Origin of the sequence: Halomonas sp. KM-1, from assembly GCF_000246875.1 — a bacterium.
Classification (GTDB): Bacteria; Pseudomonadota; Gammaproteobacteria; order Pseudomonadales; family Halomonadaceae; genus Halomonas; species Halomonas aerodenitrificans.
In genome coordinates this window covers 1-16,416 of sequence record NZ_BAEU01000120.1, presented here as the reverse complement: position 1 = coordinate 16,416, position 16,416 = coordinate 1, and the positions used below count along the sequence as shown (strand labels likewise).

14 protein-coding genes and 1 pseudogene are annotated in these 16,416 nt (G+C 52.7%); 3 read left to right on the top strand and 12 right to left on the bottom strand.

Features of this window, described 5'->3' with window-relative positions; all coding sequences use genetic code 11:
• A partial coding sequence (locus B8115_RS13820) for an amidohydrolase family protein (protein WP_010628404.1) occupies nt 1-449 on the top strand: 449 nt, incomplete at its 5' end.
• 110 nt (nt 450-559) lie between these two features.
• Here B8115_RS13820 and B8115_RS13815 read toward each other — a convergent pair.
• The 9 genes and pseudogenes from B8115_RS13815 to B8115_RS13780 form a co-directional block, all read right to left on the bottom strand.
• Nucleotides 560-1,048: a hypothetical protein gene (locus tag B8115_RS13815; RefSeq protein WP_202949091.1), complete on the bottom strand. Its 489-nt coding sequence runs from the start codon at nt 1,046-1,048 to the stop codon at nt 560-562.
• Nucleotides 1,049-1,372: 324 nt separating this feature from the next.
• Nucleotides 1,373-1,843 carry a GNAT family N-acetyltransferase gene (locus tag B8115_RS13810; protein WP_026038124.1) on the bottom strand — a complete coding sequence of 157 codons (471 nt, stop codon included), beginning with the start codon at nt 1,841-1,843 and terminating at the stop codon, nt 1,373-1,375.
• Nucleotides 1,844-1,987: 144 nt separating this feature from the next.
• A complete protein-coding gene (locus B8115_RS13805; RefSeq protein ID WP_010628401.1) occupies nt 1,988-2,539 on the bottom strand; it encodes a DUF4145 domain-containing protein in 552 nt (183 codons plus the stop codon).
• A 721-nt stretch (nt 2,540-3,260) separates the two neighbouring features.
• A complete protein-coding gene (locus B8115_RS23350) occupies nt 3,261-4,319 on the bottom strand; it encodes a hypothetical protein (RefSeq protein WP_141638600.1) in 1,059 nt (352 codons plus the stop codon).
• Between the two features lie 12 nt (nt 4,320-4,331).
• A complete protein-coding gene (locus B8115_RS13795) occupies nt 4,332-4,970 on the bottom strand; it encodes an IS3 family transposase (RefSeq protein ID WP_141638599.1) in 639 nt (212 codons plus the stop codon).
• 243 nt (nt 4,971-5,213) lie between these two features.
• Nucleotides 5,214-5,497: pseudogene (locus tag B8115_RS24150) on the bottom strand (transposase).
• On the bottom strand, nt 5,466-6,335 hold the full coding sequence (locus B8115_RS13785) for an HNH endonuclease (protein WP_010628398.1): 870 nt from the start codon (nt 6,333-6,335) through the stop codon (nt 5,466-5,468). The pseudogene B8115_RS24150 and the gene B8115_RS13785 overlap by 32 nt, the downstream one beginning before the upstream one ends.
• 446 nt (nt 6,336-6,781) lie before the next feature.
• Nucleotides 6,782-7,393 (bottom strand): hypothetical protein, encoded by a 612-nt coding sequence (locus B8115_RS23340; RefSeq protein WP_141638598.1) that lies wholly within the window; start codon nt 7,391-7,393, stop codon nt 6,782-6,784.
• An 895-nt stretch (nt 7,394-8,288) separates the two neighbouring features.
• A complete protein-coding gene (locus B8115_RS13780; RefSeq protein WP_083861839.1) occupies nt 8,289-9,335 on the bottom strand; it encodes a DGQHR domain-containing protein in 1,047 nt (348 codons plus the stop codon).
• A gap of 687 nt (nt 9,336-10,022) precedes the next feature.
• Here B8115_RS13780 and B8115_RS13775 point away from each other — a divergent pair.
• Complete coding sequence (locus B8115_RS13775; RefSeq protein WP_141638597.1) at nt 10,023-10,685, top strand: histidine phosphatase family protein; 663 nt, start codon at nt 10,023-10,025, stop codon at nt 10,683-10,685.
• Between the two features lie 8 nt (nt 10,686-10,693).
• Nucleotides 10,694-12,841: a bifunctional diguanylate cyclase/phosphodiesterase gene (locus B8115_RS13770; RefSeq protein ID WP_035591139.1), complete on the top strand. Its 2,148-nt coding sequence runs from the start codon at nt 10,694-10,696 to the stop codon at nt 12,839-12,841.
• A gap of 68 nt (nt 12,842-12,909) precedes the next feature.
• Here the strand turns inward: B8115_RS13770 and B8115_RS13765 are convergent, their stop codons facing one another.
• The 3 genes from B8115_RS13765 to B8115_RS13755 form a co-directional block, all read right to left on the bottom strand.
• Nucleotides 12,910-13,269 carry a DUF1304 domain-containing protein gene (locus B8115_RS13765; RefSeq protein WP_010628395.1) on the bottom strand — a complete coding sequence of 120 codons (360 nt, stop codon included), beginning with the start codon at nt 13,267-13,269 and terminating at the stop codon, nt 12,910-12,912.
• A gap of 153 nt (nt 13,270-13,422) precedes the next feature.
• On the bottom strand, nt 13,423-14,049 hold the full coding sequence (locus B8115_RS13760) for a LysE family translocator (protein ID WP_010628394.1): 627 nt from the start codon (nt 14,047-14,049) through the stop codon (nt 13,423-13,425).
• Nucleotides 14,050-14,167: 118 nt separating this feature from the next.
• On the bottom strand, nt 14,168-16,416 hold a 2,249-nt coding region (locus tag B8115_RS13755; protein ID WP_010628393.1), incomplete at its 5' end, for a UvrD-helicase domain-containing protein.

Sequence of the window (16,416 nt, the reverse complement as noted above, 5' to 3'; positions counted from 1 at the left end):
CCAACATCGCCTTCTGCCCAAGCTCCAACATGTTCCTCGGCAGCGGCCTGTTCGACCGCCTGGCGGCACGCGAGGTCGGCCTCAACATCACCTACGCCAGCGACATCGGCGGCGGCACCGATCTCTCCGGCCTCGCCACGCTCAAGGCCGGCTATCAGGTAGGCCAACTGCGCGGCCAGCCGCTCACCGCCTGGCAAGGCCTCTACGGTCTCACCCTGGGCAACGCCAAGGCGCTCTCGCTGGACGACAAGATCGGCCGCCTCGCCCCCGGCATGGAAGCCGATTTCGTGGTGATCGACCCCGACGGCTCACCGCTGCTTGGGCGACGTCACGCCCGCTGCAAGACCCTCGGCGAGCGACTGTTTGCCCTGATGATGCTGGGCGACGACCGCAGCATACTGGAAACCTGGGCCAGCGGACGCTGCCAGCACCAGCGCGACCAGGCCTAGGCCAAGCCTGAAACGAAAATGGCGAGTGGCCTTCAGAATTCATGAGGACCACTCGCCACGATTTGAAATTCAGTGTGAAACCCAGTTGTGAAACCTACTGCTTCGGGGGCTCACCCCTCCCGCCGTGCCTCCTCACTATCTGGATCGAAGATCCAACGCTCGCCGCCTACTCGGAAGAGCAGCTCTCCGTTACTCCACGCCAGCGCCTCGTAGATGCGCTCCTCGGGTGCTAGCTCGTCATGCTCGGGGCTGCGTACCGGCATGGCACTCTCCTCTACCATTTCACCCAGCCGCTCTGCATCGACCACCGTCAGCGTGCGACCGCCCGCAGGGCCTTCCTGCACGAAGACCAGCCGTCGCGCATCATCGCTCCACGGCCCGATGGTAATGTTGCCGCCATACTGGAACGCAGCCGGCCTTGGCTGCCGGGCTTCCATTCGGACAAGCCAGCCGGCGCTGTGTGCCGCACCCGAAGTGACCACGGCTAGCCAGGCACTATCCGGCGAAAGCGAGGCTTCCCGGAAGCGCTCCGCAGCGCCAAACTCAGCCTGTTGATCCACGCGAATGGTGCTCGGCACATCACCAATGCCGACCAACACGGACCCATCCGCCGCACGAATCTGCTCGTCGCCTACCTCAAGCGGCGCAAGAGCAGAATCGGGTTGAGAGGTTTCAGCGGTATCAGATGTTTCGGCCTCCGGTGGTGGCTCACCATTGCCCGGCGACGGACAGCCGCTGAGCACAAGGGCAGCGGTTGCGATTGTGAGAGCGAGCGGTAGCCTACCCGATGCCATGAAGCCTCCTGCTGCTGAATTGAATGCTTCATCTGCACGGCAGTGTAGGTGCCAGGAAACACCTGTAAACCTTTTGCTCCGACGCTCCGGTAAACCGCGACGCCTCTTTGCGGCAGTCCCGGCAGCTCGTTAAGCGCTTACCTCATCTATGGTCAGGGTCATGAACACACTGTTCGGATCATCCTGGTACTCGCCGAATGGCGCACATGGGGCAAAGCCAAATGAAGCGTATAGCGCCCTTGCAGGCTGGAAGTACTCCATCGATCCGGTTTCTAGACTAAGCCGGCTATAACCGCGTGATTTTGCCTCATGCATCATGTGCGAAAGAAGACGTGACGCAACACCCCGACGCAGGTAGGGCTTTGCGGTCTTCATGGACTTTATCTCGGCGTGAGTCTGTGAAAGGCGCTTGAGTGCCTCAATACCGGCGAGCTCCGCCCCATCCCACATCGCCCAAAGAGTAATGTCCGGGCCACGTAGCCCATCGAGATCGAGTGCGTGGCGGCTCTCCGGAGGAGCCGTCGGCACCATCGCCTCAAGGTGCTCCCGTATTAGCTCGATAACTTCTTGACTTCGCACGTCATCAACACGGATGTTCAAGGCTGATTCCTCGCTGGATTGCTGCATAACGCCCGAGTTCACCTGAGTTTGAGGCGATGCCTATTTTTTCGGAAGCAAAAATGGGCAGCGGGTCAAACATCAGGTGCAACGTTTCTTTAGCAATCAACACCCCAGGCCTCACCTTCACCCCTTCATCTCCGGCTTACCCATGCTTCGCAGTTTTTCGTTTAGTTGGGCGCGCCTTCTCTCAATTCTCTTCGGCTGAACAAACAGAAAATCAAACAAGCTCAACAGAACCTCCAGAATCCACTCCGCCTCGCCTGGCTCTACTGCAACGATATTGCCAGTATTTGTTTCCTTGTTTGGATGCGCGGCAAAATTTCCTACGTTTCTTATCGCATCGATTGACTTGGAAAGATGTGATGGAACGTGTTCCAAATCGAGGAAAGAGTCGATCTGTTTAGACAGATTGTTGTTTTTCAGACCAAGCTCACTTTCTAGAAGGCCCTGGAGCAATCGGCGGCCAATGGCTGCAGAAGATTTGGGGCTCACTTTCAGCACCTCTTTAGCTTCGAGATATTCCGCCCGGTGCTGCTCGGGAATTTCCGGCGGGAGATCAGAATCGCTTTTCCCCGGATAGATGACGTTATCAGAAGTTATTACATCTTTACCGTCATCTCCTATCTTGAATTCCTCCGAGCCTGGATCAATCAGTCCCTCAATCAATTTGACCACCAGCCTTCCGCATTCCGGACAGGGGCAATGTTTTAAAGCCTGTGCAACGTGTTCGTCGTTCCAAACGAGGGGGTCTGTTTGGGTCCACTCCTCAAAAAATGATGTATGGCAGTGTGGGCATATCACCACGACCTCCCTGGGTGCTAACGTTTATAGTAGGGGCATGACATCAGGAGCGTCCCTTGCCTACCCTGGTTAAATTCTTTCACTCCGCGCTCCGGCCTGATACAAATGATTCACGAAGAAAGCCGAGCCATTTACCTATTACTCTTCGCAGTTACTACACACGCACGAACCCTTCGAAACCCCACCGACTCCCTATCATTTCTTGCTTGATAAGCGGAGTAAAATCGAAAGCTTGCCAGTTCGTATACACTGCCGATTTAACCGCGAACCGAGGCTGATATCTCCCTCACTCATTTACACGCCACAACTGGCCAGAAACAGATTATTTAATCAACTGATCCCAATTTCCGACATCTAACTTGGAAAGCTCATAAACCAACTCCTGCCTTCCTCGCCGAGGTCAACAAGTGCTGGCAATTCTCTGCACTAGCATTGATCTTTCATAAGCACTTAACGCCTGGTTAAACTGAAAATTACGGTGGACGCAGCCGGAGTAATTTGTCGGAATTAGCCACTCGCTAGATAGCCTACCATGTCAAATAACATTATCCATTCAATGCGTTTACGCAGAAAAGTATCGAGAGCGGGAAAACATTCACCCTAGATCAGGAGCAACGCCGATAGGAGACTTAATAATGTCCTTTCCTCGAAAGCAATTGGCTGTTCTAACAAGACCGGAAGCCAGAGGATTGTCAGCATTATCATTGTGGACAGTGACACTCCCGTCAATCACACCACTATATATAGCTATATTTGCGACATACTCCTCACGAAGGTTCATTGACATAAATCCGGAAACCTCAGACCAATCAGTTCCTATAAAAGCACCTAGGGGAATTGGAGCAGGCTTGCGACTAAATGTAGACAGGTGATGCTTCCACTGCTCTGAAACAACAGACCCGGACTCACTTAGTCTCCAAAATCGAATGAAGCGTCCGTATGCTGCCTCAAGGACCAGCGGCTCGCCGCTTTGCCCTTTCAAGGGATCCCCGTGCCCGACCAAGCACAAGTCTTCAGGCCAAAGGTTGGCCTCATTAACAACGATCACTACGACGTCACCCGAAGCCAACACGCCTTTATTATTCCAGCGCTGGATTTGGCTTTTTTTCTCCCTTAATGAGCCGGTAACACGGAGCAGGCAGTCATTCATGTAAGCAAGCGCATCCTCTGGATCAGGGTACAGCCTAGATTGAATTTCCACGTTACTAGCAGCAACTTGAGATCCTGGCTCGGGGGTAGTCAGCTCTATGCATACAGTTTTCCCACCTTTCGACGCAATAAAATCAGGCCCTTCGTCCTTGCTTCGCAACTGAAACCCATCTCTAACGAGGCGATCATAGAGAAGCATTTCTGCCAGTCGCTGCCGGTATGTGTAGAGGTTGCCGCTAGCGAGACCTTTACTGAAGTTGGTGTCCGCAAGTCCACTTTTTAGATAGCGGTGCAGAATCTGCCCCAACATAGCCACAGACTTTTCAATTATATCCTCACCAAGATATGCGCAGCGCTCTTGGAAAAACTCCCTCCATTTTTTCTCTAGATCTTCATGCATTGATAGCCAAACCTCAAGATACACGTTTCTAACGCCCGGCACATCAGCAAGCGTAGCGAGTCCGGCGGCTGAAAGCCGTGGACCTCCCCCCAACAAAGTGGACACGCCACCACCAGCTCATCTCCTCGAATTCTCTCGAGTCCGGTAACCAAGGCCACTGTGCAGCCGATGGCTGTTATAGTAGCCCTCAATATAGCCCTTGATATGTTTTCGTAACTGACGCAACGTCATGAAGCTGGTGGCGTGCACCAATTCTCCCTTCAGCGTTTTGAAGAACGACTCCACTTCGGCATTGTCGGTGCATTGTCCCGGGCGGTTCATGCTGTGCCGTACCCGATGATGATTCAGCAGCGCCTGGGTCTTGTGAGCCCGGTATTCGATGCCGCGATCCGTATGGAACAGCAGATCAGGTGCAGGATCCCGACTTATGAAGGCCTCACGCAGGGTGGCTTGGGTAAAGTCTGCGCTCAGACTCTCGCCCAATCGCCAGCTGATGATTCGACGTGAGAACAGGTCCAGCACCACCGCCAGAAACACGTATTTTTTACCCAGCTTGATGTAGGTGACGTCGCTACTCCATTGCTGGTTTATCGCAACCGGCCTTTTGGCCTCTAGTCGGTAATTTGGCAGGGCTTTGAGGTCGTCCCGATACTTACTCAAGCGGCGATAGACTCGCGTGACACGGGCCTTCATACCCCATTCCCTCATCAGTCTGGCCACCCGGTTCTCACCCACCACAAGACCTTCTCGGCGCAGGGCCTTTAGACCTGGGGACTGCCATAACGGCCCTTGCTGGCGTTGTAGACGCTGCGGGCCTTCAACAGCAGGTCTGCATTTTCAGCGGCTCTCTGGCTGGGCTTCCGGTTTGCCCAGGCGTAGTAGCCAGACCGAGAGATGTTCAGGTGGCGACACAGCGCCTTTACCCTGTGCTGTTCTCGGTGCTTCCAGACGAACCGGAACGCTTCCGTCGTTCCTCTGCCTGAAAACGTTGAAACTTTTTTAGGATGTCATTCTCCTCTCCTCAAGCTCCGATACGCGGCGCTTCAGGCGAGCGACCTCATCCTGCTCCTGGATCTTCTGCTTAGCATCAGGCGGGGCTTTCTTGACCCGTTTCATGGCAAACTGTCCCTCTCGGTATTCCTTTCGCCAGCGTGACAGCATAAAGGGAGAATATCCAGTGCTTCGGCAACGCCTTTGACGCTCCGGTGGGCCTGGTGGCTCCACTCCACCGCTTTGACTTTGAACTCGGTGCTATAGCGTTGCGTTTTCTTCCCCGTGATCATCTCGGGCATCGGTTCTCTCCTGTTGGGGAGTTATCGATGCGTGTCCACTGGAGTGGGGGAACTCGACGGCGGAGTGCAACTTGTTGTTATGTGACGCCGGGATTGGACTTCCAAGACGCGACATTTCTCGGCCAAATCGTTGCCATGCTTGTTGAATTCTCTTTTTTAGCTGCTCATCGTTTGTTTTCGCCGTCATCGCTTCTACGATTTTTACTACATCCTTATCTTTCGTGAGGATGGTTCCTATAAGGTTCCTTGTCTTGGCGGATTTCGCGAGCTCAAGAAGAAGCACGAAACTGGCGGCATCACCGGCAATTGCTTGTATCTCTGGAATCATCACCCTTACTTGGCCAGGTAAGTCGGGAAATTGCTCCTCCAATGCCATTCCCTCTGGCGTTTTCCAGAACGCCCTACGATATTGTTTCTCGATTTTCTTTTGTGCTGACTTCCCCCCGATGGGCCGATTCTTGCTGCGCGAATGATCGTAGATTCTTTTGCGCAATATTCGAATTTCGATCGGCAGATCGGCGTTATCGATAACTGGGTCCCCATGTACAGGCAGCCTCTCCACTTCTATGCCAAGGGACCGCGCGAACTCAGCTAGAGGTTTATCAGCTTTTGACTGATTGCAGTCCAAGCAACACGTTACGTAATTCGTAATCTCGTCTAGGCCACCGGATGCCAATGGAACCAGATGATCAATAGTAAGTTGGGATCGGTCAAATGGCTTAAAGCAGTACTGACATCGGTTTCCGTCACGTTCGTAGACGGCCTCCTTTATCTCCTTGCGTATTCGGCCACGGCTCGTCTTGCTTTCGTGCGTGAAACGATTCTTCATGCTTGCAAAGTCACATAACGCTTTGCTCACCGGAAAATGACGAGCGCCAGCGAGTTATTTTTCCGGTGCAGTAATTTGTTAGCAGCAAACACCAAACTTTCGCGACTTTGCCGCCACGCGATGTTGACCGAAGCCACTGCACCCATAAATTAAAAACCTAACCAGCCAAGTGTGATACAACGACATAGCTGGAATCTTAAAACTTGCTGCAAGCTGAGCAAATGAACTAAAGGAACAACGCTACCGCCTTCGCCACCAACGACTAACCCACAAACTAGCGAACTTTGCGTTTTGGCTTTGCCACTTAGAAAACGAAACGTGAGCAATGCCGGAATAAAAACCTTAACAGCCCCAAACACTCCGAAAGCTGCTAACGCCGCCAACATGCGCGGCTTTGTAGTGAAGGCAAAGCCGCAACGGAGAAGCCGTCGCTGTGCCTGGTCTTGTTAAGTTTTCTTACTGAGCATATTTTCGAGTATTAAATCCTGCCTTTTCTTAATACGCTCATCGAGGTCCTTACTGTAATTAATGTAATACTCACTAGGTTGCTCAATTATGGGCTGTGGGATTTCCTCAAGTGTAGCTTTTAGCTGAGCAAATTTTCTAACCCTCTCTGCCCTAACTTGTCGAAAATACTTAATTCTTGAGGTTACTTCGATGTAGGTAGTAAAAACAGAAAAAGATAAAACTTGGATATCTTCATCATCATTTTTTATTGTTGAAACTGATGTTCTCTGCTCTTCAGGCATAGCTGAAACGAGCTCAGAGCTTTTAAATGGTTTTACTTTAAGATCGAATTCATGGGCATACGCATTTCTAATTTTTGATAGTTTAATCACAATCCCCTTGAAATCATGTGGAAAAACACCAAGCCCTATTGCCAAATCAACCTTAAAACTGGGAGACAATCTTTGCGTCTCTAATTTGTGTGGGCTAGGAAGTGCTTCTTGGATTAGCTGCTCAAGAGCTTCCTCTATCGCGGAAAAACCTAACACTGAGATCTTGAACGGATCCCTTGTTTGAATTATATGAGAAATATCTTCATTTGAAGACTTCATAGTTCCACCTTGGAAACTTAACGCCCGGCACATGCGCCGGTTTGGAGCCGCGAAGCGGCGAAAAAGCGGTCGCTGTGATGCCGTTTGTTAGCAACATGGGTCGAAAAGCTCAAAGACCCTACAGTCACTAGAAATGCAGGTTTCCAGTAGCTTTTTTGCGGATGACAATTTTTCCCTTGAGAAGCACGAAACACCGTTCCTGATAAGATCTTCTTTTGTCAGCATTGCTCGTTTCAGTGGCGCAGCAATACAAGCATGATCTGCGTCGAAGCAAAATATGGGAGTGTCATCATCGTAGTATCTGTCGAGTAATTTGGAGTATAGTGAACGCTCTATCGAGACTTTTGCATTCTGATATTCATCTATGAAGCCTGGCTCTAGAAAATCCCGTTGCCTATAGTGTATTTGATGTCTTAGCTCCATCAACCATACGTATACAGGTTTACCCTCTATGGTGTTTGTGGAAAGAAGGTCGTTCTCACCAACCAAATCGTCAAATATATTAATAACTCCAACATGATCGTTTCGATATCTACTATTGCTCCGCTTAAGTGGCGTTTCTCCAGCACGAATCTTCCATAAATACTGGGACTGATTCTTTATTAGAGCATACCCCTTCGCTGCCAAAGATGATCTCAGAAAATAAAACACTGAATAGTAAAATTTCACAACAGACCAAGAGTGTCTACCCATTGCGACACTAGTTATACCTTCGCTTAAACTAGAAACGCCTTTATAATATAAATCCTCGCCATCTTTTAACAATTGATTTTTAATGTAGTCTTCATCGCTATGGGAGACCTGATAGCTTTCCAGTTTTGGTCGATAACTATGCCAATTATCAAGATCACTACAACCAACTGCAGTCTCAATATATACCTGAACCCGAAATCGATTAAAATTCATATTCATCATGGCTTGGCAGCGAGTTAATTACACTAGAATCAAGATATTCTTTAACTTTCTTTCTGGCTGTTTTTCCGTCCAACCCCTTCATCTCATCCCAAGCCAGCAAATTGTCGTATGGGAGGTCAATAATTTTTTTCATGGTTTCAACTGTAAATGACTTTCTTTCCGCACATTTCAACATGAGGGTTCCGGTTAGATAATCTACCGCTCCATTGAAACCTGCTGCTTTTAAAAATGGATTCTTGGATTTAGATGTCCATATTTTTTCGTGCTGGTAAAAATCCTTCATCACAGAGAAGAAATTTTCAATGACTGTTTTCTGGTGTTTGAAGCTCGGCAAATTCACGGTATAAAAAACACCATCTCTACCCAAGTGTTGCTTAAAAGAAGAAACGAAAGTTGAAAGTTCTATGCTACCTGACCCTCTGGGAGCGCCCGGCAATTTTATGCTTTTATAAAGAGGTGATTCTGGGTCATCATTTAGCTCTTTTGCAATATCGGTAGCTCTTATGACAACGTGCTCTGCATCATCGATTGCTTCACCAAACAAATCGTAAATCAAGCTTTTTGGGACGGGCTTTTGCTCAGTGTTAATGTTTAGAAAGATCTTCGCAGCCTGAGGTGTTGTCAAATGCTCCGAGAGCGTGACGATTACCTCCTGATCGCCAATTTCATCTTCTTCCTTCATTGCTTCTTCTAGCCCAGCCAGCCTATGCTGCCCATCAATAACTTGAGCTCCTGCAGGAACAAGTGGGATTTCTATGTTCTGCTCCTGTCTGTTGGGCGAAAAATTGTCGTCTGTCCAGTTCAAAATAAATGAGTTAAAAAACATGTTTCCGTCGAGAACATAATTTTTTATGTCTTTTATTCGACGTTTATTTAGTATTCTCTGAACCGCACCTTCTTCATCATCTTTGCCTCTCACTGCAACATAATGTATGTGCAGAAGGTCACGAACCTTCATTGAGAACGTAAACGCAGGTATTTCCCCGAAAGAAGTCTCAAAATATTCTGTTTTATATGTGTCCTGCATACTTGCACCTTATTTCTTAAGTTTTGCTAACAGTGATTGGACTGCGCGTCCTGATATTGGATGAACACCCCTGCGCGTTCAACAATGTTATCTGACGCGCCATTTTTCTTCCAACTCGTTGATTTTTCTCGCACTTAACTATAGCTCGGCCACCTATGCAGGATTCGCGTGTGCGCTCGATTTTTCGGAACCAATATACTGTATGCAAATTTTCTTATCTAAATAAGTCAAGCATCGATCTCACACAGCTGCCTCCAGCCTCAGGGGGTAAGCACTTGGTATGAAGGGCTCCAGCAACCGAACCGAGAAGAGCCACGATGAAACACATGTGCTGAGGAGAGGCTTTGTCGGGGTACGTAGCCCGCTGTGCTGAGCCGTGAATTCCAGTCACGCTACCGCCCTGCTGGCAAAATGGATGACGATTCCCATCATCCCTAATGCGGCATCCCTGAGTACGTCTTGGTTACGTAAGCCATCTTCTGCAACTTTTTTCTCAACGTAACCGAGAGCAACGTTGAGGGCAATGCCGACGTATGCTCCACACCAAGGCAGTACCTTTGGCGCAATCGCGCATGCACATCACCTTGACCTAGATCAAAAATCTCGTTGCCTACGCCTGAGGTGGCTAGTGAGTACTAGATTTCTCATGGCATATTGCATCATTACAAACGATAAATAGGGTCGGCCGTGCCCCCTCTCACTCTGTTTCGACAGCCGTTGCCCTATTGCCGCCTCCCGTTGGCGTGCCTGCTGTGTCTCGCCAGCCTGTTCGTCTGGGCGGGAGATGATCACGTAGCGGTCGAGCCCAGCGCCGAGCTGTTGGCTTCCCTCCACCAGGGCGGCTACGTGTTCTACATGCGCCATGGGCCGACGGATACGAGCTTTCCTGACCGGGTACCGGTCGACTTCGACGACTGTGCTACTCAGCGGCCCCTGAGCGACGAGGGTCGTGAACTCATGGCCACTGTCGCCGAGCATATGGCGCGGTACGCCTGGCCCATCGAGGATCCCATTCTCGTCACGCCCTTCTGCCGAACGCAGGAGACCGCTCGGATCCTGTTCCCGAATAAGCCCCAGCAGATCGATGAGCTGCTGCGCTATACCGCTGCGATGACGGTCGACGAGAAGCGGCCAGTCATCGAGCATACCGGCAAGGCTCTCTCACTGCCGGTCGAGGGCAGCGCCAACCGCATGATCGTGGCCCACGGGCCCAGCCTGGCCGACCTGATGGATTACTTCCCAGCCGAAGGCACCCTGGTGATCTTCTCGCCGCTCGGTGAGGAGGGCTATCTCTACCGCGCCAGCATCCCGCCGGAACTGTGGCCTTCGCTGGCCTCCCAAGCACCGTAAGAATGCCCATGAAGTCGAACCGGCCGCTTATCTGGATCTTTCTCCTACCCACTCTGGTGGTGCTGATCCCTGCCCTGCTGTTCGGTCTTGCCGCGGTGCAGGTGCTCAAGGAAAGGATGACTCAGAACCACGCCACTCAGTCGGCGGACATGGTCGCCCTGCTGCAGGCCGCCAACTACGCCCAGAGCCTGGGCGTGCTACATCAGGGCGTAGTGGATATGCTGCAGCAGGCCGACCGGGGCGAGCTATCGGCGCTTGCCAGCTATCGGCTGCATTCGCGCTTCGTCAACGAGCTTGCCACCCTGGGCGGGCAGATACAGACGTTGACCGAAACGCCGCTGATGATCGATCTGAACCACGGCAGTGCCCAACACCTGCGGGAGGCCTTCGAGGGCTATCGGCGCTTCATCATCATGGCCGGCGACATCGCCACCGTGGATGCCACCCGGGCCAGACATTATCTGGACGAGGCACAGCATGAGTTCCTGCGCTTCTCCATGCTCACAGGGCACCTTTCGTCCAAGCTGGCGCAGCGCAGCGGCGAGCGCACCAGCGATGCCTATCAGGCCACGCGCACGCACTTCAACACTCTACTGCTGTTTGGCGCGGCGATACTGGCCCTGATGCTGGTCGCCGCCTTTTACTCCGCCCGGATCCTGAATCGTCACCTGTTGATCATCGCCGAAGGGCTGCTCGCGCTTTCCCATCCCCACCGGGAGGTTCCCGAGCTGCCGCGAGTCCAGCGCCTTGCCGAACTGGGGCGGGGCCAGTTGCAGCAGCTTGCCCTGGCGGTGCTGCGGCTGCGTGAAAGCGAGGCACGTCGACTGGTGGCCGAACGCAAGGCCCACCAGTTGGCCCACTTCGATGGCCTGACGGAACTGCCCAACTGGCGCATGATGAGCGAGCACCTGGCGCATTCATTGATGCTGTGTCAGCGCAACAACCAGCATGGGGCGCTGATCTACCTGGATCTCGATCTCTTCCAGCAGATCAACGACAGTTACGGCCATCGTACCGGCGACCGCTTGCTGCGCGAGGTTGCCCAGCGACTGCGCACCTTCCAGCAGGAGGGGTGTATGGTCGGGCGGCTGGGCGGCGATGAGTTTCTCCTCATCATCGACTCCCTGCCCAAGCAGCCGGACAAGGCGGCCAATCTGGCGGAAGAGCTGGCCGACCGAATCCGGATCGTCGTGGCCGAGCCCTACTCCATCGATGGGATTCAGCACTTCCTCTCGGCAAGCCAGGGCGTGGCGATGTTCGACGGCTCGAGCGACGCCGAAACCCTATTCAAGCTGGCAGATGCCGCTTGCCACCGTGCAAAGCTGGCCGGTCGCGACACCATTTGCTTCCATGACGATGCCACCCAGGCCGTCATGGATGCGCGTAACGAAACCAGGCGTGATCTGCGCGTAGCCCTGCAACATGGAGAGTTCCGCCTCGTCTATCAGCTTCAGTACGATGCCGACCATCGGCCACTGGGGGCCGAGGCACTGATCCGCTGGCAGCACCCGTCTCGCGGCATGGTGTCGCCGGCCGAGTTCATCCCTCTTGCCGAGGAGAGTGGATTGATCGTGCCCCTTGGCGATTGGGTTCTCGAACAGGCGTGCCGGCAGCTGGTGGCCTGGCAGCAGCAAGCGGCCACAGCGCATCTGACCCTGGCCGTGAACGTCAGCGCCCGACAGTTCAAGGAGCCGGATTTCGTCGAGCGTATTGAACGGGTACTCACCGCCACTGGAGCCGATCCCCACCGCTTGAAGCTGGAGCTGACGGAGAGCAGCTTGCTGGACGACGTCGAAGCCGGGATCGACAAGATGCGGCGCTTGAAGCGCCTCGGCATCCGGTTCGCCCTGGACGACTTCGGCACCGGTTACTCTTCGCTGCAGTACCTCAAACAGCTACCGCTGGATCAGATCAAGATCGACCAGAGCTTCGTCAACGATCTGCTGCTGAGCGGCGATGACATGGCCATCGTACGGACCATCATCGCCATGGGAGTATCCCTGCAGCTCGAGGTGGTGGCCGAAGGCGTGGAAACCGCCCACCAGCTCAACTGGCTCGTCGAGGCGGGCTGTCATGTGTTCCAGGGCTATTACTTCTGCAAGCCGCTTCCTATCGACCAAATCGAGTTGCTACTCACCCCAGCACCAGTGAGCTGAACCGGAGCCTGGCTTCGTGCCTGAGCTGTACCCTGCTCAACGCTCTCTTCAGGGTTGAGCGCGGCCTGTTACGCAGCCAGGAACAGCAGAACAAGACCCAGCGCGGCGGGAACGGCTTGAATGAGGAGAATCTTCTTGTTCGCCGTCAGCCCGCCGTAGACCCCAGCGACGAAGACGCAAAGCAGGAAGAAGACTTTGATGGAGAACCCTGCCTGACCAAGGGCAAGGCCCCAGAAGAGCCCCGCCGCCAGGAAACCGTTGTACAGGCCTTGGTTTGCCGCCAACGTCTTCGTCTGCGCTGCGAAATCGACGCTCAAACCAAAGGCCTTTTGACCCAGCGGCTTGTCCCAAAAGAACATCTCCAGGATGAGGATGTAGACGTGCAAGGCTGCGACAAGGAATACAACGATATTGGCGATGGTAAGCACTTGGTGCTGCTCCGATAGGGTGTGTTGAAGGAAGAACTACGCTGCTCGCTGTTAATGCAGCCTTGATGAGGCTTGACGCCGGACTTGAGCGGCGCCTGGCAGCAGGCTAGAGCCCGCTGAAAGGCGTCCGCTCGATAGGTTGGTTAGCCGCCTTCATGCAGGACGCTTTGCGAGGAGAGCCCACACACCAGCTGCTGACAGCAGCGAACCACCTGCCAGGTTGAAGCGCCGCTGCGCCCGTGGCGATGTCAGCAACTTTCGCGCAGAACCAGCAAATACCGCATACAGCGTTGCGTTGAGCGCGGCCATTGCGACGAACGTGACTGCAAGAACCCAAAGCTGTTGCGTAACGGCCAAGCTTGGATTGATGAACTGCGGCAGAAAGGCAACGAAGAATACGATGCCCTTCGGATTGAGCGCGGTGACTAGATAGGTGTTCGCAAACAGCCTCCAACGTGATCCTGGCGCGTCCGGCGCAGACAGCTCGGCGGCAGAAATGCCAGCGCGAAGGAGTTTGATGCCAAGGTAAAGCAAGTACAGTCCGCCAACCCATTTGACGACCGTAAACCAGAAAGCCGAGGTTGCCAGGAGTGCACCTAGGCCGAGAAGCGACACTATCAAGGCCGTTGAGTCGCCGAGAGCAACGGCAGCGACAAGCGGCACGTTCGCACGCCGGCCATGCGTCATGGAGTAGCTTATGACCGTAAGGATGGTCGGGCCAGGGATGATGAGAAGCACCGCAGATGCGGCAACGAAGGCAAGCCATAGCTCGACGGACATGGTACTCCTCCTTTAGCGGCTAACTCCTTGCTCAGTGGAAAATTAGGAGCGCAGTGAATAATTCACCCAAGCAAGGCAGCTTGTTTAATCACTTCTACAACAGCACATAAAAATATATTTATTTAACACTTTCAATATCCAGCAAACTCTGATCAAAAAGGATCTCGTTTTCCGTATTCCTACAACACTCCCCCTCATACCGATAGTTTTTGCAACCCCAGAATTCACCACGACGCCCTTTCCGCCGGACCATTTCAGCGCCACACTGAGGGCAGACAGGAACCCAGTTAAAGCAGTCAGGATTAATACAAATTTTGAATCTTCCGGCACGGCGCATCTGTGATTTACAACGCTCGCAACCTCGTTCCTTGTGATGGCAAAGTGGGAATTTATTACATCCAAAAAAACGTCCGAACTGGCTCTGCCTTGGGACCATCGTGCCGGTCTTGCACTTCATGCATTTGAGCGTGTGCAGTAATTGCTGGCTGAGAGAAGTCGAAAATTCGTTTAGATCGATCTCATATTCATCTTTCAGCAATTCCACAACAAAATCCGAAGCAATAGCCATATCAGCAATCAGATACACCCTACATCTGGCCCGCGTCAGAGCCACATACAGCAGACGTCTCTCTTCGGCATGCGGGTAGCCCTCCAGTGACGGGAGCAATGCTTCAAGAAGAGGATGCGTGATTTTTCCGGTGGGGAAACCGAATTTTCCAGTTTCCAGGCCAAGAACAATAACGTAATCTGCCTCCTTGCCCTTGGAAGCATGAACCGTATGACACTCCAGCGCTATCGACGGGTAGCGCGCCGAGAGCCACTGCAACTCTCTCCTCTCTGGAAGGTTAAATCCATAACGCCCCAGCAGATAGACGCTACTGTCTGGCTCAGCTATTTCAGCTATACGAGAGATCACCTTCTCCAGAGGACTGAGCTCATCAGAGTCTTGCCGGGGCCTGTTATCCTCTCGCAGAAGCGATACCGTAGGATGCCTCACTTGCTCCAAGGTTTTGAGCTGCTTCTTTACCTGTACCGGGTTTTGAAGCACAAAGCGTGTCGCCACATCGCTGATACCACTGTTGAAACGGAAAGTAAGGTCGAGGGCAGTTATTTTCGTGGCGCCGAACTTTTCCCGAAATGCTGTTGTGAAGCTCAGATCACTGCCGGTAAAACGATAGATAGCCTGCCAGTCGTCCCCGACACAGAACAGTGAACACTCCGGCACAGCATCTCGCAGGTATCGGACCAACCGCGCACGGGCTTCGGATATATCCTGAAACTCATCTACCAGTATATAGCGCCAGGGGCTGCGGAAACGTCCCTCCCGAACATACTGCAGGGCCTTGCCGATCATGTCATCGAAGTCGATCTTCCCTTCATGATCCAGTAATGCCTGATAGTCGCTCAGGATGGGTTGCAGAAGACTCAGCGCTGCATCAACCTGCTCGGGATTGCTGGCGTTGGCGATGGCAGTCTCTACCTGACCTTGCTCGTAACAATTGGCGCGATAGCGTTTCAGCAGATCTGCGAGCAGAGTGGCAAAAGCACTTATGGCGCCGAACTCACGCAAGGTAGCCAATACCGCTTCCGGCGAAAGTGGCCTATACTCCACATTCAACGTGGCCAGCTGCGCATCAATGGCGTCAAACAGTGAGCCTTCCTGCAATTCATAGTGATACAGCTCTATCAGGCGAGTATGTTTTTCGGCGTGGAGTTGGCGTTTCCAGTCCATACTCTGATGGTACTTTCCACGATCCACATAGGGCGCTGTATTACCTTCCCGGTCAACACCGTAATATTCGAGGTATATCCCATGCTTAGGCAGGTAAAAATCAGGCTGATATTGGCGATAAAGAGGGCTAGCCGTTCTGTGCTCGTAGGCAGGTTCGTACTGATATTCAATACCCTGCTTGAACAGGTAGTTGGCAATCAGGCACTCGCCCAGGCTTTTAACCGCCTCGCCTTTCAGTGTGCGAATATCATTAGCAAGGATATAGTCGAAATACTCTCCCTCAGACTCAAAATCAAAGGGGTTTGCCGCTGGGTAAAGATGATACTGAAAGTACTTAATTGCCTGCTGCTGATAAGCCGGCGTTTTCAGATGCTCCTCAAACCACTGGCTCACTTGTACGGCCAATGCTTTGTCATCTTCTGCCAGCGGCGTCAGGGACGGCTGCTGTCCCTCCACTCTGGCAATGATTTCTTTACCCAGTTTGTGAAAAGTACTGGCGGTAATTCCGCACTTCCCAAGCCGGATGTCGATACGCTCCTGCATCTCTGCCGCAGCCTTGTTGGCAAATGCCAGCATCAGAATTTCACTGGCACGGGCCTGGCCGCTCTTGATCAGATAACCAGCACGGCCAACCT